The organism is Pseudomonas sp. (assembly GCF_030147005.1).
GTDB lineage: Bacteria > Pseudomonadota > Gammaproteobacteria > Pseudomonadales > Pseudomonadaceae > Aquipseudomonas.
The window spans coordinates 61,236-80,584 of sequence record NZ_JASLAW010000165.1 but is presented as its reverse complement, the minus strand read 5'-3'; the positions used below and the strand labels follow the sequence as shown (position 1 = coordinate 80,584).

Genomic DNA, 19,349 nt, shown 5'->3' with positions numbered 1-19,349 from the left:
CATGCAAGATCTTGAATACACAGAAGAACAAGTAATGATCCGCGACATGGCGCGTGACTTTGCCCGTGGTGAAATCGCGCCTCATGCCCAGGCTTGGGAAAAGGGCGGCTGGATCGACGACGCGCTGGTGGCCAAGATGGGCGAACTGGGCCTGCTTGGCATGGTTGTACCGGAAGAATGGGGCGGTACGTACGTGGATTACGTGGCCTACGCCCTGGCCGTGGAGGAAATTTCCGCAGGCGACGGTGCCACAGGCGCATTGATGAGTATCCATAATTCAGTGGGTTGCGGCCCGGTCCTCAACTACGGCACACAAGCGCAGAAGCAAACCTGGCTGGCCGCCCTCGCCAGCGGCCAGGCCATCGGCTGTTTCTGCCTCACCGAGCCCCAGGCCGGCTCCGAAGCCCACAACCTGCGCACCCGTGCCGAGTTGCGCAACGGTCAGTGGGTCATCAACGGTGCCAAGCAGTTTGTCAGCAATGGCAAGCGCGCCCAGTTGGCCATTGTGTTTGCCGTGACCGACCCGGAGCTGGGCAAAAAAGGCATTTCGGCGTTCCTGGTACCCACTGACACCCCAGGCTTTGTGGTCGATCGCACCGAACACAAGATGGGCATTCGGGCGTCGGACACCTGCGCCGTCACCTTCAACCAATGCGCGGTACCTGAAGCCAACCTGCTCGGCGAGCGCGGCAAAGGCCTGGCCATCGCCCTGTCCAACCTGGAGGGTGGGCGCATCGGTATTGCCGCTCAGGCCCTGGGCATCGCGCGTGCCGCCTTTGAAGCGGCGCTGGCCTATGCCCGTGATCGGGTGCAGTTCGACAAAGCAATCATCGAACACCAGAGCGTGGCCAATCTGCTGGCCGATATGCAAACCCAACTGAACGCCGCACGCCTGCTGATCCTGCACGCGGCGCGCCTGCGCAGCGCTGGCAAGCCGTGCCTGTCGGAAGCCTCCCAGGCCAAGTTGTTCGCGTCGGAGATGGCCGAAAAGGTTTGCTCAAAGGCAATGCAGATTCATGGCGGGTATGGGTACCTGGAAGACTATCCGGTGGAGCGTTACTACCGGGATGCGCGGATCACGCAGATCTACGAGGGCACCAGCGAGATCCAGCGGCTGGTGATTGCCAGGGAACTGAAAAACTATCAGCTGTAACCGCTGCAAGCAGTCAGCTGCAAGCTTCAAGTAAAGGCGCACCGTCTGTTACTTGAAACTTGCAGCGTGCAGCTTTTACTTATCCTTAAACGCCGGCGCTCGCTTGGCCACGAACGCTGCCATCCCTTCCTTCTGATCCTGGGTCGCGAACGCGGCATGGAACACACGGCGCTCGAAACGTACGCCTTCGGACAGGCTCACTTCAAACGCGCGGTTGACGCTTTCCTTGACCATCATGCTGATCGGCACCGATTTGCCGGCGATCAGGGTGGCAACTTTCAACGCCTCGTCCAGCAGTTCGTCGGCAGGCACGATACGCGCAACGATCCCGCAGCGTTCGGCTTCTACCGCGTCGATAAAACGCCCGGTCAGGCACATTTCCATGGCCTTGGCCTTGCCCACCGCACGCGTCAGGCGCTGAGTGCCGCCCATGCCAGGCAGGACGCCGAGGTTGATCTCCGGCTGGCCGAACTTGGCGCTGTCACCGGCCAGGATAAAGTCGCACATCAAGGCCAGTTCACAGCCGCCACCGAGGGCAAAACCGTTCACTGCGGCAATGATCGGCTTGCGGCGGTTGGCCACGCGGTCGCTGTCGCTGAACAGGTCGTCCAGGTAGATCTGCGGGTAGCTCAGCTCGGCCATTTCCTTGATGTCAGCGCCGGCGGCGAATGCTTTCTTCGAGCCGGTCAGCACGATGCAGCCGATCTGTGGGTCGGCTTCCAGACCATCCAGCGCCTGGTTCAACTCGCTGACCAGTTGGGCGTTCAAGGCGTTCAGCGCCTGCGGGCGGTTGAGGGTAATCAGCCCGACGCGGCCCTGGACTTCGAGCAAAAGGGTTTCGTAACTCATGTATCGGCTCCTTAAAGATTGCGTGAGATGACCATGCGCTGGATATCGCTGGTGCCTTCGTAAATCTGGCAGACCCGCACATCGCGGTAGATCCGCTCCAACGGGAAGTCGCTCAGGTAACCGTAACCGCCCAGGGTTTGCAAGGCGGCCGAGCAGACTTTCTCGGCCATCTCCGAGGCGAACAGCTTGGCCATGGACGCTTCGACCAAGGCCGGTTTGCCGCTGTCGCGCAGGGCTGCCGCGTAATGCACCATTTGCCGGGCGACGGCAATTTGCGTGGCCATGTCCGCCAGGCGAAAGGCGACGGCCTGGTGTTCGATCAGGGCCTTGCCGAAGCTTTCACGTTCGCGGGCGTAGTCGCGGGCCGCTTCGAAGGCCGCGCGCGCCATGCCCACCGATTGCGCGGCAATGCCCACGCGCCCGCCTTCAAGGTTGGCCAGGGCGATCCTGTAGCCCTCGCCCTCCTCGCCCAAACGGTTGGCAACCGGTACTTTCAGGTCTTCAAACAGGATTTGGCAGGTATCCGACGCGTGTTGCCCCAGCTTGTCTTCGACGCGCGCGACGGTGTAGCCCGGCGAGTCGGTGGGGACGATAAACGCACTGATGCCGCGCTTGCCCGCCGCCGGGTCAGTGACCGCAAACACAATCACGACGCCGGCGTTTCGCCCGGAGGTGATGAACTGTTTACAGCCGTTCAGCACGTAATGATCACCTTCAAGGCGTGCGCGGGTTTTAAGGCTGCTGGCGTCGGAACCGGCCTGGGGTTCGGTCAGCGCAAAAGCGCCGAGCATCGCGCCCCGGGCCAGGGGCTTGAGGAACTGTTCTTTCTGCTGATCATTGCCGAATGTGAGGATCGGCACGCAGCCCACCGAGTTGTGCACGCTCATGATGGTGGAGCAGGCCCCATCGCCGGCGGCGATTTCTTCCAGGGCCATGGCGTAGGCCAGGTAACCGGTGTCGCAGCCATCCCATTGTTCCGGCACCAACATGCCGAAAAAGCCCAGCTCGGCCATCTCACCGATGGCCTCCTTGGGAAAGCGATGGTCGCGGTCCCATTCGGCGGCGAACGGTTTCAAACGTTCCTGGGCAAACTGCCGGGCCGCGTCGCTGATTTGCAGGTGTTCGTCATTGGGCAGCATGGTCAGTCCTTAATACAGGCATTCAACGGCCATGGCCGTGGCTTCACCACCGCCGATGCAGATTGCGGCGACGCCGCGCTTGAGGCCTTTCTGGCGCAGGGCCGAGAGCAGGGTCACCAGAATGCGCGCACCCGAAGCGCCGATCGGATGGCCCAGGGCACAGGCACCGCCGTGCACGTTGACCTTGCTGTGGGGAATCTCCAGTTTGCTCATGGTGACCAGGCTGACCACCGCAAACGCTTCGTTGATTTCGAACAGGTCGACGTCATCGACGCTCCAGCCGGTTTTGCTCATCAACTGACGGATCGCCCCTACCGGCGCCACCGGAAACAGCCCCGGCTCGTCGGCATACGCCGCATGCCCATGGATCACTGCCAGGGGTTTGAGGCCGCGCTGCCGCGCATCGGACTCACGCATCAAGAGCAACGCCGCCGCGCCATCGGAGATCGAGCTGGAGTTGGCGGCGGTCACCGTGCCGCCTTCGCGGAAGGCCGGTTTCAGGCTGGCGATCTTGTCCAGCTTGGCCTTGGGCGGCTGTTCGTCATGCAACACGGTTTTCAGCTCTTTGCCGACGGTGACCTGTACCGGGACGATTTCGGCGGCAAAACTGCCGTGGGTGATGGCTTCCTGCGCACGTGTCAGGGAGGCAATCGCAAAGGCGTCCTGGGCTTGGCGGGTAAAGCCGTTGTGCTCGGCGCAGTCTTCGGCAAAGGTGCCCATCAGGCGGCCTTTGTCGTAGGCGTCTTCCAGACCGTCAAGGAACATGTGATCGAGTACCCGGCCATGGCCCATGCGATAGCCGCTGCGGGCGCGGTCGAGCAGGTACGGCGCGTTGGACATGCTCTCCATGCCGCCGGCAATCACCACATCGACGCTGCCGGCGCGCAACGCATCGTGGGCCAGAATCGTCGCTTGCATGCCGGAGCCGCACATCTTGTTGAGCGTGGTGCAGCGGGTGGATTTGTCCAGCCCGGCGCCCAACGCCGCTTGCCGAGCCGGTGCCTGGCCAAGGCCTGCGGGCAGTACGCAGCCAAACAACACTTCATCGACGGCGTCGTTGGCGATACCCGCTCGCTCGACGGCCGCACGAATCGCGGCGGCGCCCAGTTGCGGTGCGGTCAGGCCTTTGAGGTCGCCCTGGAACCCGCCCATGGGCGTGCGCACAGCGCTGACGATAACGATAGGATCGTTCATGAAGATGCCTCCTTACTTGGCAGCCATGCGCAAGGCGCCGTCTAGACGGATCACCTCGCCATTGAGCATGCTGTTTTCAATGATATGCCGCACCAGGGCCGCATATTCGGCGGGTTTGCCCAGGCGCGGCGGGAATGGCACGCCGGCGGCGAGGGAGTCGCGTACTTCCGGGGTCATGCCGGCCATCATCGGGGTTTCGAAAATGCCGGGGGCGATGGTCATCACCCGAATACCGAAACGTGCCAATTCACGTGCGGCCGGCAAGGTGAGGCTGGCAATCGCGCCCTTGGACGCGGCATACGCGGCTTGGCCGATCTGCCCGTCGAACGCCGCCACCGAGGCGGTATTGATGATGACACCGCGTTCGCCATCGGCATTCGCTTGTGTTTCAGCGATGGCCGCAGCGGCCAGGCGCAACAGGTTGAAGCTGCCGATCAGGTTGACGTTGATCACCTGAGCGAAGCTGGCCAGGGCATGCGGGCCATTCTTGCCGAGGATTTTTTCGCCACGCACCACACCGGCGCAGTTGACCAACCCATGCAAACCGCCAAAAGCGGCAACGGCGGCTTGCACAGCGGCTTCGGCCGCCGCTTCCTGGCTGATATCCGCCACGGCGCTGCGGGCGTTGTCGCCAAGCTGGCTGGCTTTGGCGGCGACGGCCTCGGCGTTGAGGTCCACCAGCATGACCTTGGCACCCGCCGCGACCAGCATCTCGGCAGTCGCCGCACCGAGGCCCGAAGCGCCGCCGCTGACCAGGAATACCTTGTTTTCAATCTGCATCACTGTTTCCTTTTATACGGATCACGCCACCGCCGCTTGGGCCTTGGCGATTTCCTGATTACGCAAAATAAAGCGTTGCAGCTTGCCGCTGGGGGTCTTGGGCAAGTCGCTGACGAATTCGATTTCTCGCGGATACGCATGGGCCGCCAGGCGCTGGCGCACATGCAGACGCAACTCTTCGGCCAGTTCCGGGGTGGCGCGGTATTGCTCGTTGATCACCACAAAGGCTTTCACCAGTTCGGTGCGCTCCGGGCAGGGCTTGCCGACCACGGCGGCTTCGATCACGGCCGGGTGTTCGACCAACGCGCTTTCCACGTCGAACGGCCCCACGCGGTAGCCGGAAGTGGTAATCACGTCATCACTGCGCCCGACAAAACTGATGCTGCCGTCCACGTTGAGCTCCACGGTGTCGCCACTGAGGTAGTACTTGCCGACAAAGGCTTTGGTTTTCACGCCGTCATACCCGGCGAACCAGCACATCGGTGATTGCTCGCGGTCGATGGCGAGAATGCCGGGCTGGCCGGCGGGCAATTCCTGGTGGTTGTCATCCAGTACCACGATGCGATGCCCGGGCGAGGCGAACCCCGCCGAGCCGACATGCACTGGATGTTCCAGGCCATGGTGATTGCACAGCACCATGCCCAGTTCGGTCTGCCCGTAGTGGTCGTGGATAGTCACGCCGAGATTTTCGGCGAACCAGCGAATCACCTCGGGGTTCAACGGTTCGCCGGCGCTGCTGACGATGCGCAACTTGCCCTTGATCGAGCGGGCGAACTGCTCGCCACCGGCAATCAACAGTCGGTACGCGGTGGGCGAACCGGTCAGGTTGGTGATGCCATATTTGTTGATCACCCGGCACGTGCTTTCCAGGGTGAACGGGCCATCGTAGAAGGTGATCGGATGGCCCATGGACAAAGGCCCGGTCACGCCGAAATAGATGCCATAGGCCCAGCCCGGATCAGCCACGTTCCAGAACGCGTCTTCCGGGCGCAGGTCCACCGCGTCGCGGGTGTAGCGCTGGAACGCGACAATCGCCTTGAGCGGCACCGACAAGGCTTTGGACGGCCCGGTGGTGCCGGAGGTGAACATCAACAGGAAGGGTTCATCAGCGCCCAGCAGCACGGGCTCGCAGACGTTGGAATAATGGGGCAGTTCGGCCCAGAAGCTGAAATCGCCGCGCACCAGGCCTTCGCCTTTGGCCCCGGTAACCGTCACGATGGTTGGGCAGCCATCCACCTCGGCGAGCTTGGGCCGGTTCACTGCATCGGTGACGACCAGGGCGGCGCCGGAACTGTTCAGGCGATGCTCAATGGCCTTGGGCCCGAATGCCGTAAACAATGGTTGATAGACTGCGCCGATACGCCAGGTGGCGAACACCACCACCAGCAACTCGGCCGTACGCGGCAACAGGCCGGCGACTTTGTCACCGCGCTTGACGCCCTGAGCCAGCAGGAAATTGGCAAAGCGTGAGGCCTGGTCTTGCAACTCGGTAAAGGTTGCCGTGGCGCTGCGCCCGTCCTTGCTTTCCCAGAACAGCGCGATACGCCCGGGCAGCGCGTGCCGGTCACAGCACTCCACGCAGGCGTTGAGCGCCTGCAGGTTGCCGGCCAGGGTGGCGTCGACGGTGTGCTGGTAATCGAACTCGGTGGTGGCGGCCAGATAATCACGCATCGCTTCAGTTCCTTGTGTGTTTTTGTTTTAAGGACACTTTCCAGGAGGTCAATCGCCCTCAAATAGTCGCTCTGGAGCATTGCCACCAGCAATGGTCAAAGCCGCCAACATGGCTGACTGGTTTGGCCAATCAGGTTTGACACTCGCCCTGCACTGGCCGAAGCTTGAGGCTTTGTACCCGTACCCTGCCTTCGGACACCCGCATGTCAAAGTCACGCCGTTACTCCATCATCGGCCTGTGCGCCCTGCTGTCGATCGTGTTGATCACCTGGTTGTTCTCCCGCTCCACGCCGGTGGCGGCGCCCCCGGCGATTGCCCATGGTTATTCCAAGGCCTTGAAGCAGGCACGCAATGGTGAGCCGGGCGCGGCGCGGGTGTTGTATCAACAGCTGGGGCGGCCGGACCTTTCACCTGAGCGGCGCGCTACGCTGCATGCCGAGTTGCCTAACTATCCCAGCCCCCAAGCGCTGAAACTGGCGGATAAAGACTTGGCCAATGAATCGCCCCTCGTGCGTGAAGCGGCGATCCACAGCATTGTCGGCCTGGTGCCGACCGGCCAGCGCACCTTGCTGCTCGGCCCGGTACTCGATGACCCCGAGCAGGAAGTGCGCTTTACCGCCGCCAACGCCCTGCTCGGCCTGTCGCCGGATACCCTGGGCCTGTATTTCGGCCCGCTGCAGCAAGTGCTCGACGAATTCGCGAAAACCCTCAAGGCCCAGCCCGAAACCGCCGAAGGCTGGATTCAACTGGCGCGCCTGTATATCCACAGCGCCCTGCTGCCGGATGCGCAAAATGCGCTGCAGCAGGCCATGCGGCTGCAACCGGACAACCTGCAGGCGGTGGTGGCGCAGATCGAGCTGCTGGATAAACAGGGCAAGACCGACGAGTCGCGCCAACTGCTGGCGCAGCAATTGGCGGCGCACCCGGAATCGGCCTACCTGCAACACGCCCTGGGCATGTGGCTGCTGCACCATGGCGAGCGCGCCTATGCCCTGCTTGGCCTGTCCAAAGCGGTGGAGCTTGAGCCGGACAACCAGGATTACCGTTTCGACCTGGCCACCACGCTGCACGACCAGGAGGAACTGGAGGCCGCTCAGCGGCAGTTGGAAGACATCGTCCAGCGCCACCCGGCCAACCGCAAAGCGCGCGTGCTGCTGGTCAATTACTGGAAAGAGAGCGGTCAATTGCAAAACGTCCAGGTGCTGCTGGCGCAGCTGGAGCAACAGAATCCGGACGACCCGGCGTTGCAGCAGGGGTTGTGACCACGCTCCAAAAACTTGTAAAAGTCGCCAGGTTTTCTACAAATCATTCAAAACGTTGAACCGCTACAAAGCGATAGGGTCAAGTGAATATGGCGCGCCCAACGGCGTGCCCTGAACTTGTACGTGACCTGAGGGCACTTCTTGTCTACATCAAATTCGCTTTTGAGTGAAAAGGCAGCCACCGGCATCGAAGGTCTTGATGACATTCTTTCCGGGGGGCTATCACGCAGCCACTTGTTTCTTCTGGAAGGCGAGCCTGGCACGGGTAAAACCACCGTCGCCCTGCACTTCTTGCAGGCGGGAGCGAAAAACGGTGAGAAATCGTTGTATATCACCTTGTCCGAAACCGAGCATGAACTGCGCCAAGGCGCGAAGTCTCATGGCTGGGACCTGGACGACAATATTCATATTTTCGAACTGACGCCGCCGGAAAGCCTGCTCAACGCCGAGCATCAGCAGAGCCTGCTGTACTCCTCCGACTTGGAACTGGGCGAAGCCACGCGGCAGATTTTTGAAGTGGTGGAACGGGTCAAGCCCACGCGCGTGGTGGTCGACAGTTTGTCGGAAATCCGCCTGCTGGCGCAAAGCTCCTTGCGCTATCGCCGCCAGATCCTGGCGATCAAGCACTACTTTGTGCGGTATGACGCCACTGTGCTGCTGCTCGACGACCTGACCACCGAATCCCTCGATAAAACCGTTCACAGCGTGGCCCATGGTGTGATTCGCCTTGAAGAGCTGACGCCCAACTATGGTGCCGAACGTCGCCGGGTGCGGGTGGTGAAGTACCGGGGCCAGAAGTACCGTGGTGGTTTTCATGACTTCACTATCATGGCCGACGGTGTGCATGTGTTCCCGCGCCTGGTGGCGGCCGAACATCGGGGCCGTTACACGCGCCAGACCATGAGCAGCGGCATCAACGAACTTGATGCCCTGATGGGCGGCGGCGTCGAGACCGGCTCCAGCAGCTTGATCCTTGGCCCCGCCGGCACCGGCAAATCGCTGATCTCAATGGTCTTCGCCGCCGCTGCCGTAGAACGTGGCGAAAAAGCCGCGCTGTTTATTTTTGACGAAGAGATGGGCCTGCTGTTCGAGCGCATGAAAAACATGGGCATCGACTTGGCTGCGCTGCAAGCCACCGGCAACCTGTTGATCGAACAGGTCGACGCGGCCGAACTGTCCCCTGGCGAATTCTCACACCGGGTACGCCGCTGCGTTGACGAAGGCGGCATCAAAACCGTGGTGATCGACAGTATCAACGGCTATCAGGCGTCCATGCCGGAAGAGAACGCGCTGATCCTGCATATGCACGAACTGCTGCTGTATCTCAACCGGCGTGGCGCTGCGACATTCATGACCGTCGCCCAGCATGGCCTGGTTGGCGACATGCAGACCCCGGTGGATATTACCTACCTGGCCGATACCGTGATCCTGCTGCGTTACTTCGAAGCACTGGGCAAGGTGCGCCGGGCCATTTCGGTGATCAAAAAACGCACCGGCACCCATGAATCGACGATTCGTGAGTACCGCATCAGCAGTCGCGGCATGACCGTCGGCGAACCTCTGGATAATTTCCAGGGCGTGCTGCGCGGCATTCCGATTTACATGGGCGCCGGTTCGCCTTTGCTCAAGGAAGAGGAAGTGTGACCCCCGTTTCTTTAGTCTTTGAACGCGCCATCATCCTCGCGCCGTTGGGGCGCGACAGCTCGTTGGCGCTGATGATGCTTAATGAGGCCGGCTACCATGGCATGGTTGCCGCCAGCCTGCCCGGCTTGTGCGAAGCGCTGGACGAGGGCGCTGGCCTGCTTATCATCGCGGCTGAAGCTTTGCGCGGCGTAGACATGGAGCCGTTGCTGGAGTATCTGCACCAGCAACCGGCCTGGTCTGACCTGCCCATCGTACTGATGACCCATCACGGCGGCAGCGAGCAAAACGTCTCATCGCACCTGAGCGGGCTATTGGGCAACGTTACTTTCCTTGAGCGCCCGTTCCACCCCGTGACCCTGATCAGCCTGGTGAGTACCGCCCTGCGCGGGCGACGACGGCAATATGAGGCGCGGGACCGCCTGATTGATCTGAGTGCCAGTGAACTGCGGCTGCAACGCACCCTGGAAACCCTCGAGCAGCAGGTGGAGGAACGTACCGCGCAATTGCGCAGCAACGAAGACGCCCTGCGCCAGTCGCAAAAAATGGAAGCCGTCGGCCAACTGACCGGCGGCATTGCCCATGACTTCAACAATATGCTGACCGGGATCATCGGTAGCCTCGAATTGCTGCGCCGGCGAGTGGCGCGGGGCAAGCTGGACGATCTCGACAGCCTGATTGACCTGGGTGTGACCTCGGCCAACCGTGCCGCCGGCCTCACCCACCGTCTGCTGGCGTTCTCGCGCAGACAGTCGCTGGACCCCAAACCCGTGGAGATCAATCAACTGGTCACCTCCATGGGCGAATTGCTGCAGCGCAGCATCAACGAAAGCATCTGCCTGCAAATGCGCCTCAGCGACTCCCTGTGGACGGCCGAAGCCGACCCGAATCAACTGGAAAGCGCCCTGCTCAACCTGGTGATCAACGCGCGTGATGCGATGCCCAGCGGCGGCAGCCTCACCGTGGAGACCACCAACCGCCACCTCGACAGCGTATTCACCGCCGCTTATGGCACCTTGAGCCCCGGCGATTACGTCGAGCTGAGCGTCAGCGACACCGGCTGCGGCATTCCGGAAAGCGTCATGGGACGGGTGTTCGACCCGTTCTTCACCACCAAGCCGATCGGCCAGGGCACCGGCCTGGGCTTGTCGATGATCTACGGGTTTGCCCGCCAATCCCGTGGGCATGTAACCCTGCACAGCGAAGTCGGCAAGGGCACGACCGTCAGTTTGTTCCTGCCGCGCTTTGTGGGAGAAGTCATCGCTGACGCCGTGGTTAACCCCGCCATGTTGCCGTTCGCCAATGAGGGCGAAACGGTGCTGATCGTTGAAGACGACCCGGCTGTACGCGTACTGGTGAGCGCGGTGCTCAAAGAGTTGGGCTATGCCTTTGTCGTGGCCGGCGACGCCAACACAGCAGTGCCCATCATCGAGTCCGAACAACGCATCGACCTGATGATCAGCGACGTCGGCCTGCCCGGCATGAACGGCCGGCAACTGGCGGAAATCGGGCGGCAGATCCGCCCCGGCCTCAAGGTGCTGTTTATCACCGGTTATGCCGAACACGCGGCAGTGCGCGGTGGCTTCCTGGACCCCGGGATGCAGTTGATCACCAAGCCGTTTACGTTTGATTTATTGACGGAAAAGGTACGGGAAATGATTCTGGCGTAATCGACCGTGGGGATGCGCTCTGAAAAAGACGCCTTCCTGTGCGGGCGATACGCCCCACGCTGCAACCAACTGTTACCAGCCCCCGACAAAAAAGATGGAATCGGTGTCTTTTTTTTTCCACGAAAAGCTTGCGCTCAACGGAAAAAATTCAAGAGCATCGGCTAGGAAAACTCCATCAATGATTAATGTGCCCCGCACGACGTTGCCATTCTCTGCTCCCATGACAGCAACGTTCCTGGAGCAGGTCGCGCAAGCGCTCTCTCCTTCTCCTTCCCCAACGGCTGACCCCTCGCTGGAGCCTGTTGCAGATGACAGCACCCAGTCTGCAGGGGACGCACAGTTGACCCGGCAGTACGCCAGCGCCTTACAAACGCCAGTGTTGTACAAACACAACTTGAATCCCAACAAGCTGACCCTCAATTCGATCCCGCCCGACTCCCACTTCGGCCAGTGGCGAACGCACCTTCACAACATTCTGGGCGGGCGAGCGATGAGGCATTGGGCAGCCGAGAAAAACATTGCCCTCCCCGCAAACCTCATGATTAACGCCTCTATGGGCACCCTCACTTCCAGGTCGGAGAACCAACTCAGGACGTCAGGCATTGATGACTTTCCAGGTTGGCCCTTGCTCATCAACGCTGCCCGAATGCTTACGCCCAATGGCGGCGTCGTCACAAGTGGTGAAAAAAACGCTGCGCAGCTGCTGGACATCAGCATGTTCTACGGCACGCCTGTTCCCTTCGATGCTTCCAAGAGCACGTCCAGCCAGGAAGCAACCATTCGAGCGTATGCCGATAAAATCCTGGAGGGGCCGGCACTTAGTTACGTGGATTCGCACAATCCGTCCAAGCAAGACTTGAGTTTTCAAAAGCTGCAGTTGGCCGATATGGAAGAACGGTTCGCCTTGGGTATGCAATTAGAAGGAAGTGTGGCGAGGCAGTTGGCAGCTTTATCGGGGCCCAACGCGTTCAGCACTGCCGAGCAACGCGCCGCCTTGTTTACCTCTGCCCAATTGGAAGTATTTAAAGAGACTCCGTTCTCTGTTGAACGCGGTTCATCCTATGTTCGAGAGCACGGCCTGAGCGATGGCGCGAACGTCAGCCTGCACCGCTACCTGCTTGATAAGGGAATACCGGTTCCCAGCAATCATGATGAATTGATGAGTGTGGCCGAAGCCTTGCGTGGCGCACCGCCGGTGAAGCCTCCCCTCGGCGATCTCGGCGGCGCGCTGTCATCGTCTGCACCGCTGAGCACCGAGGACCAGCGCAAGCTGCACTCGGCGATTCGTCATTACCTCAAAGACTCGTTAGACGATAACTTGTTTAAGTGCTGGACCCGCAATCTGAGCACCGTCGATGGCGACCCTCACCGTTTGCTCGCCGAAATTCTCGGTACCAGCCAGGCGCGATGGATGGGGCATATCGCCGAGGAACATTTGGGCAAGCTACCTTCGCGTGAATCTCTACAGGACTGGATGCTGGCGGCACTTCAACTTTCACTGGAGCAGAGCCCATCCCTGTTTTCGCCAAACTCGAAAAGAACAGAGTCCGCGGGCTTCGACTTCGCCCACGCGCAGCTATCGGGGCAGAGCGCATCAAGCATAAAAAGTCTGATGGCGGACCATTTAGTGCTTGTCAAAAAGGCCACGCCGCGCACCGCGCCTCTTGCCGTGGCGATCCTGTTGTCGCGCAAGGCCCCCCACCTGTTGGTCAGGGACATACCGGAACAAGTTAAATTTGGCTCCCACACATGGGTGAGCTTCAGCACGGCGGTGGCGCGCATTGAGGCGCAGGCGCCCGGTTCAACCAGCAAGATGACGTTTGCGCAGGTCATGCAGCGCGCCGATCAGATGCCGGTGTTTCCTGAAGAACGGCACGCTGCCCGGCACGCGCACGATGAGGCCCTGAAAGATTGGGGTGTCGCTAACGGCATCATCGAGTGGAACCGCGAAGACACGTATACCGATGCGCAGATGACGAAGGTGCGCGGTGCATTCAACGAGCAAGTGACTGAGTTGAATGCGGCCTCCACTGCCTTCGCGACGCAAATGCCCGAGTTTCAAAAAATGGGGCTGAAAAAATTACAGCAGATGATGCCGCACTTATCGCTGGAAGACCTTCAAGAAAAATATATAACCCGTGATACGGCCCACCACGACTCGCCCGGTCCTTATTCGGTATTGGATCTATACCTGACCAACAGGCTTCGCCCGACCGACCTGGAATGGAGAGCCAGCCATCACAAAATAAGTTTGCCCGCTATTCGCGCGACATTGAGCACACAGCAATCGTCACTGTCCGAACTGAAAGCTGATTTCGAGCGCGCGTTTCATACGTTTGTCGATAACTATGAGACGGCCATCGCCACGCAAACCAAAAACTTAATTTCATCCCTGCCGCTCGCTGATCGAGAAATCATTGAATACGGAGCGTTGGCCGTTGCCAAGGAAGTCCTGGTTGTCAGCCACTCCTTTACAGGGGTAATAACGAATTACCCAAGGAGTGAATCAAAGTTGATTTTGCATAGCGTGCATAACGACAAAGTGCACGTTTATGAGGTGGATTATTACAACAACACGGTCCGAAAGCGTGAAGATTTAAGTGGCCTCACACCGGGTTCCCAAAAAGTGAAGTTCGGTAAACAGGCCCTTCAGCTTTTACCGGTCACGCCCGCAGGTACCTATACAGAAAATCTGCTCAATGAACACGGGAAAAAGCGAATCCCTGAAAGCTATTTCAGCGAAAGAACACGCTATATCGCTGACGCCAAATTGAAAATAGCCGATATGGGATCGTACAAAAAAATGGCTGAGGGCCTGACGACATTCGATACGGAAGTCTCTATCAATAAAAAAGTCGGTGAGTTCTTTCTAAATCTGGTCCCCCTTTACTCCGCCGTCACTCACTTTACGAAGGGCAATATCGGCGCCGGTATCGTTGACTTGGCGCTGGATGGGCTGGGCTTTTTCGTTGGCTTTGGCGCTGCAGCCAAAGGCGCCAAAGCCCTTAAGGCAGGCGCATCCACGTTCAGGCATGCGGCACGTGGCGTGAAGATCCTGGGGCGTGCAACCCTCAGCGCAGTCAATCCCTTGGACGGCGTCGGTGCGCTGTTGGGTGCCGTGGGAGCCGGCGGTAAACAACTCGCTTCCCACGGCGCCAGACAGTTCACCGAATGGGCCATGGCGGGAGCCTATAAGTATGATTTGCTGAAAAAGGTCTTCGGTAACTTTGATGCCGGAGCAATAGGCACCGCCAAAATCAACGGAGAAATCGCGGAAGTTGCCGCCGTCACATGGAATGCAAAATGGTACGCCTTGGACCCATTCACCATGAAGCCCCACGGTTTGCCTCTGAACGACTTCCTGCCTTCGCCTCGATTAGAGGCAGAGGCCCTCGGAAAATGGAACACCGCCAGTGATCCTGTGAGCAAAATCAGCGACGACGTTATTAACAAGTGGAACAAAATCATCACCCATCATCGAAGCAAAATCGAATTTGACAACGGTTATCGTATTGGCGACGTCGACACCGTTCCTAGATTATCGAGTGCCAAAAAGCGCGCAGACTTTATGAAGTTGGCTGCCAAGCCCGGCCTCAGCAGTGAGCAACTGGGTGTCATTGTCAGAAAATTTGATGAGTATGCCTACACGTTTGGTAAGCGCAGTGCGTTCAGGTTCGTTGATAACATAGAACCTCGCTTCGGCAGCGTGGTGCCGATGCCGCAAGTCTCTTACATTGGCATGACATCGCAACTCTCTGATGGACAGTGTGCCGCCATTTCTCGACTCATGGCCACGGCGATGGAAGAAGGAAAGGACCTCACGCTCATCCGGAACATGTACACCGCAGCGGCCTTTCCGGCAGATCCTGCCTGTAGGCGATTCATCGAAAAGCTGAATAAACTCCAACTCAAGATTCAAACGCCTACCGCGTTCTACGCTACAAAAAAAGCTGAGCTGCTCTCTTATCAAGACATAGTAAAAAAACTGGACGGTTTCACGTCCACGCGCTCAATCATGATCGACTCGCCAGGCCATGCGATTGCGGCTGGCGTGAAAATAGAAGACGGCAAAAAAACATTCTGGTTTAACGAGCCCAATTACGGTCTGGCGACATTTGACGATGCGGACTTAATGACGCGCGGCCTCGACAAGCACTTCCGCGATAAAAAGTTGGATGTTCAGTATAAGACTCACGGCACGGACCGCACCAAGTTGGAGTTCAAAGTCTTCGATCACGACAATGAATGGAGGAAAGTAAACAGCGTGTTCGACTCAGAATTCAATGATCTATACAAAACCCCGCTAACGCCTTCAGGACAACCCATCAGCATTTCCCACCGAGAGCTGGCGCAGACGTGGGAAAAGCTGCACCTGAACCCTGATAACCAAGCGTTCCTCTGCTACGACGCATCCCTGCGTGTGGCGCAAGCAGAGAAAACTATCTCACCCAAGGCATTCGACGTTGTCATGGCTGCCATAGACTTGAAAGGGACCAGCAATTATTCATCCCGTTACCTGGAACTCATGGACATCAAGCCCGGTAGCCAGAAAGCCCTTTTCAACCCTGAAGATATTACTGAATCCGGATTTCTCAATTTCAAGCATGCGCACAAGGACGGCGAGTTTGGCCATACGGTTTATATTCAAAAAACCAACAACAATGAGTTATACCTGTTCAATACCAATAGTTACTCGCTGGATGCAGCGATGCTGAGTAACAACAACCCTTTTCAAATCCACGGCGGACTGACCGTCTACAATATCACCGGTGATAAACATAAAGGCCTTCAAGATTTCCTGAATGGCTTTGGCGGTGATACGCCTTGGGAATTTGCCTTCACCCCCGCCAGCACACTCAACGCTAATATAAAGAAACTTACGACCTGATCGGATGAGATACGTGGCGCCCCCACTCCGGGCGGCGCTACCTCAGGCCAACAACCGCTGGATATGCTCCTGCAGCGTATCCAGATCGAACGGCTTGGCCAGAATCGGTGCATTGCGCGTGATAGGGCTGTTGCAGTCGAGGATTTCCTGCGGGTATCCACTGATAAAGATCACTTTCAATTCCGGCCTCACTTTGAGCGCCGGCTCGGCGATTTGCACGCCGGAAATGCCGCCGGGCAGGCGGTAATCCGTGACCATCAAGTCCAGATGCGGCTTGGTCGCGAGGATTTCAAAGGCCTCTTTTCCATTGACCGCCTTTAACACCCGATAACCCAGGCCAGCCAGGTATTCACCCAGCACAAACATAATGGATTCGTCGTCCTCGACGATCAGTACGACATCTTGTGCATCTTCACTCATGGGAAGCCTTCGTCCAGTCAGTAGCTGGTGTTACGACCATCGGGTCACGTAGAGGTTGCGTCCAGGTGACGATTGATTTCATGCCGTCGCCTGAAGCGGCAGACAGACCCGAAACAGCGCGCCCTCGCCTATCCGGCTTTCAACTTCAATGGTACCGCCATGGGCTGCGACGATCTGTTCGGAGATGAACAGCCCCAGGCCCAGGCCGGCTGCCGCATGGTTGACGGAAACCCGCTCGAACTGCTGGAAAATGCGCTTCTGGTTCTCCTCGCTGATGCCAATGCCGTGGTCGCGCACTTCCACGCAGGCCTCGCCATGTTTTGCATACACCCGCACTTCAACCGGGCTCTTGGCGCCGTAGCGCAAAGCGTTGGTCAGCAGGTTGGTGACCACCTGCTCGATACGAAACTCATCCCAATGGCCTTCCACCGATTCGTCGGCTACCAGGTGCATCGATGATTCGGCGGCGGCCACCTGCGGCTCGAAGTTATGCACCAGGTTGCGCACCAGTTGGGTCAGATCGAAGCGCGCCGGGCGTATCGACAGCTTGCCGGTGCGGATACGCGACACGTCGAGCATGTCCTCGATCAGACGGATCAGGCTCTTGATCTGGCGCTCGTCGCGGTCGACCATCGCGTGCATCTTGTCCAGGGTAAACGCCGCAGCGTTGTCTCGGGCCAGGTGCATCTTGCGCAGCTGGGTTTCCAGGATCAGCCCGTTGAGCGGGGTGCGCACTTCGTGGGCGACGATCGACATGAAGTCATCGCGCATGCGCACAGCCTGCTCCAGCTCGGCCTGGGTAGCCTGCAGACGCGTCAGCAGCAGTTCTTGCTCGCGGCGGCTGCGCTCCAGGGCTTCGACCTGCTGCTTCATCGCCTTGCTCTGGCGATACAGGTCTACGAATACATTGACCTTGCTCTTCACCGCGTGGATATCCAGCGGCTTGTGCAGGAAGTCCACCGCGCCGCTTTCATAACCCTTGAAGGCGTAATTGAGTTCGCGGCCGGCGGCGCTGACGAACACGATCGGGATGTTCTTGGTCTTTTCGGTGCCGCGCATCAGTTCGGCCAGTTCGAAACCGTTCATGCCAGGCATCTGCACGTCGAGGATCGCCATCGCGAATTCATGTTCCAGCAACAGGGACAACGCCTCGTCGGCACTCAATGCTTTGTATACCTGGCGGTCTTCGCGCTTGATCAGCGCCTCGAGGGCCAGCAGGTTTTCCGGCAGATCGTCGACGATCAGCAGTTTGGCCTGGACAGTACTTAACATGGGGAGGGTTCCAGGGAAGCCAGCAATGAGCCAATCTGGCTCAAGGAAAGAATATGGTCGGGTGTGTGCAGCGCCAGGGCTGCCAGGGGCATTACCGCAATTCGGGCCTCGGCGGGGTCTTGTACCAGGGTGGTGCCGCCTGATTGCTTGACGTGGGCCAGCCCGCGCGCGCCGTCCTGGTTGGCGCCGGTCAGCAGGATCGCCAGCAGGCCTCGCCCGTAGGCATCGGCAGCCGAAGCGAAAAGAAAATCGATGGCCGGCCGGGAATGGTGCACGCGGTCCTCCTGGCTCAGGGACAGGCTGCGGTCGTGTTCCACCGAGAGATGATAGCCGGGGCCTGCGAAATACAAGGTACCCGCCTCGATCGACTCCTTGTCCCGCGCTTCCTTCACCGGAATGCGCAAGCGCCGCGCGAAGACCTCGGCCAACTGGCTGCGACGTTCATCCGGCAGGTGCAGCACGGCAATGATCGGCAGCGCGAACGTCTCCGGCAAACCGCCAAAAATGCTCAGCAACGCCTCTACGCCGCCGGCGGAGGCGCCGACGACGATGGCTTCAATCCCGACAATCGGGGTGATTGCAGCGTCGCTCATAATTTGCGGTAGATCCGTTCCTGTTTGACCAAGGGTTCGAACTGCTTGCTGTAAGCCGAAAAATCCAGGGTTTCCTTGCTGCCCAGCACGAGGAAGCCGCGATGACACAGCGACTCATGAAACAACCCGAACGCCCTGTCCTGCAAGTTTTTATTGAAGTAAATCAATACGTTACGACATGAAATTAATTGAGTTTCCGAGAATACGCTATCGGTCGCCAGGCTATGGTCGGCGAACGTCACGTTCTCGCGCAGCGTCTTGTCGAAGATCGCATTATCGTAAGCCGCCGTGTAGTAGTCGGCAAATGAACGCTGGCCACCGGCCTGCTGATAGTTGGCCGTGTAGGCGCGCACGTTTTCCAGAGAGAAGATGCCCTGCTTGGCTTTGTCCAGCGAGGCTGGGTTGATGTCGGTGGCGTAGATGATGGTGCGTTCGAGCAAGCCTTCTTCGCGCAGCAGGATCGCCATGGAGTACACCTCCTCGCCGGTGCTGCATCCGGCGATCCAGATCTTGATCGACGGGTAGGTCTTGAGCAGCGGCACCACTTCCCGGCGAATCGCGAGAAAGTGCGACGGGTCGCGAAACATCTCGCTCACCGGGATGGTCAGGAACTGCAGCAATTGCATGAACGCGGCCGGGTCGTGCAGCACCCGCTCCTGCAACGCGGAAATGGTCGCGCAGTCGAACTGGCGCAAGGCATGGGCCACGCGCCGTTTGACCGACGCACCGGAGTAGTCGCGAAAGTCGTAGCTGTACTTGAGGTAAATCGCCTCGATCAACAGGCGCAGCTCAATGTCGCTGCTTTTATCCAAGAAAC

The 19,349-nt window shown here is 59.2% G+C and carries 14 protein-coding genes; 5 read left to right on the top strand and 9 right to left on the bottom strand.

The genetic code is table 11. The features are described 5' to 3' along the window. Nucleotide 1: 1 nt before the first annotated feature. Complete coding sequence (locus Q1V60_RS15270) at nt 2-1,153, top strand: acyl-CoA dehydrogenase family protein (RefSeq protein WP_300631775.1); 1,152 nt, start codon at nt 2-4, stop codon at nt 1,151-1,153. Between the two features lie 75 nt (nt 1,154-1,228). Here the strand turns inward: Q1V60_RS15270 and Q1V60_RS15265 are convergent, their stop codons facing one another. The 5 genes from Q1V60_RS15265 to Q1V60_RS15245 are packed head-to-tail and all read right to left on the bottom strand — an operon-like array spanning nt 1,229 to nt 6,786. Beyond that, complete coding sequence (locus Q1V60_RS15265) at nt 1,229-2,002, bottom strand: enoyl-CoA hydratase (protein WP_300631773.1); 774 nt, start codon at nt 2,000-2,002, stop codon at nt 1,229-1,231. Between the two features lie 11 nt (nt 2,003-2,013). Beyond that, nucleotides 2,014-3,141 (bottom strand): acyl-CoA dehydrogenase, encoded by a 1,128-nt coding sequence (locus Q1V60_RS15260; RefSeq protein ID WP_300631771.1) that lies wholly within the window; start codon nt 3,139-3,141, stop codon nt 2,014-2,016. Nucleotides 3,142-3,150: 9 nt separating this feature from the next. Continuing rightward, complete coding sequence (locus Q1V60_RS15255) at nt 3,151-4,335, bottom strand: acetyl-CoA C-acyltransferase (protein ID WP_300631769.1); 1,185 nt, start codon at nt 4,333-4,335, stop codon at nt 3,151-3,153. Between the two features lie 12 nt (nt 4,336-4,347). After that, nucleotides 4,348-5,115: an SDR family NAD(P)-dependent oxidoreductase gene (locus Q1V60_RS15250; RefSeq protein ID WP_300631767.1), complete on the bottom strand. Its 768-nt coding sequence runs from the start codon at nt 5,113-5,115 to the stop codon at nt 4,348-4,350. A 21-nt stretch (nt 5,116-5,136) separates the two neighbouring features. Beyond that, complete coding sequence (locus tag Q1V60_RS15245; protein WP_300631765.1) at nt 5,137-6,786, bottom strand: AMP-binding protein; 1,650 nt, start codon at nt 6,784-6,786, stop codon at nt 5,137-5,139. A 203-nt stretch (nt 6,787-6,989) separates the two neighbouring features. On the opposite strand from Q1V60_RS15245, the gene Q1V60_RS15240 reads away from it, so the two are divergent. From Q1V60_RS15240 to Q1V60_RS15225, 4 genes are all read left to right on the top strand, one after another. Beyond that, nucleotides 6,990-8,048 (top strand): tetratricopeptide repeat protein, encoded by a 1,059-nt coding sequence (locus Q1V60_RS15240; protein ID WP_300631763.1) that lies wholly within the window; start codon nt 6,990-6,992, stop codon nt 8,046-8,048. Nucleotides 8,049-8,189: 141 nt separating this feature from the next. Beyond that, a complete protein-coding gene (locus tag Q1V60_RS15235; RefSeq protein ID WP_300631761.1) occupies nt 8,190-9,692 on the top strand; it encodes an ATPase domain-containing protein in 1,503 nt (500 codons plus the stop codon). Further along, a complete protein-coding gene (locus Q1V60_RS15230) occupies nt 9,689-11,359 on the top strand; it encodes an ATP-binding protein (RefSeq protein WP_300631759.1) in 1,671 nt (556 codons plus the stop codon). Before Q1V60_RS15235 ends, Q1V60_RS15230 begins: the two co-directional genes overlap by 4 nt. A gap of 178 nt (nt 11,360-11,537) precedes the next feature. Then, entirely contained in the window at nt 11,538-16,247 is a 4,710-nt protein-coding gene (locus Q1V60_RS15225) for a hypothetical protein (RefSeq protein WP_300631757.1), read from the top strand. A gap of 42 nt (nt 16,248-16,289) precedes the next feature. Here Q1V60_RS15225 and Q1V60_RS15220 read toward each other — a convergent pair whose 3' ends face one another. From Q1V60_RS15220 to Q1V60_RS15205, 4 genes are all read right to left on the bottom strand, one after another. Next, nucleotides 16,290-16,667 (bottom strand): response regulator, encoded by a 378-nt coding sequence (locus Q1V60_RS15220; RefSeq protein ID WP_017528049.1) that lies wholly within the window; start codon nt 16,665-16,667, stop codon nt 16,290-16,292. A 78-nt stretch (nt 16,668-16,745) separates the two neighbouring features. Continuing rightward, nucleotides 16,746-17,939 (bottom strand): hybrid sensor histidine kinase/response regulator, encoded by a 1,194-nt coding sequence (locus tag Q1V60_RS15215; RefSeq protein ID WP_300631754.1) that lies wholly within the window; start codon nt 17,937-17,939, stop codon nt 16,746-16,748. Further along, nucleotides 17,933-18,532 carry a chemotaxis protein CheB gene (locus tag Q1V60_RS15210; RefSeq protein ID WP_300631752.1) on the bottom strand — a complete coding sequence of 200 codons (600 nt, stop codon included), beginning with the start codon at nt 18,530-18,532 and terminating at the stop codon, nt 17,933-17,935. The genes Q1V60_RS15215 and Q1V60_RS15210 overlap by 7 nt, the downstream gene beginning before the upstream one ends. Then, nucleotides 18,529-19,344 (bottom strand): protein-glutamate O-methyltransferase CheR, encoded by an 816-nt coding sequence (locus Q1V60_RS15205; RefSeq protein WP_124429659.1) that lies wholly within the window; start codon nt 19,342-19,344, stop codon nt 18,529-18,531. Before Q1V60_RS15205 ends, Q1V60_RS15210 begins: the two co-directional genes overlap by 4 nt. Nucleotides 19,345-19,349: the final 5 nt, after the last annotated feature.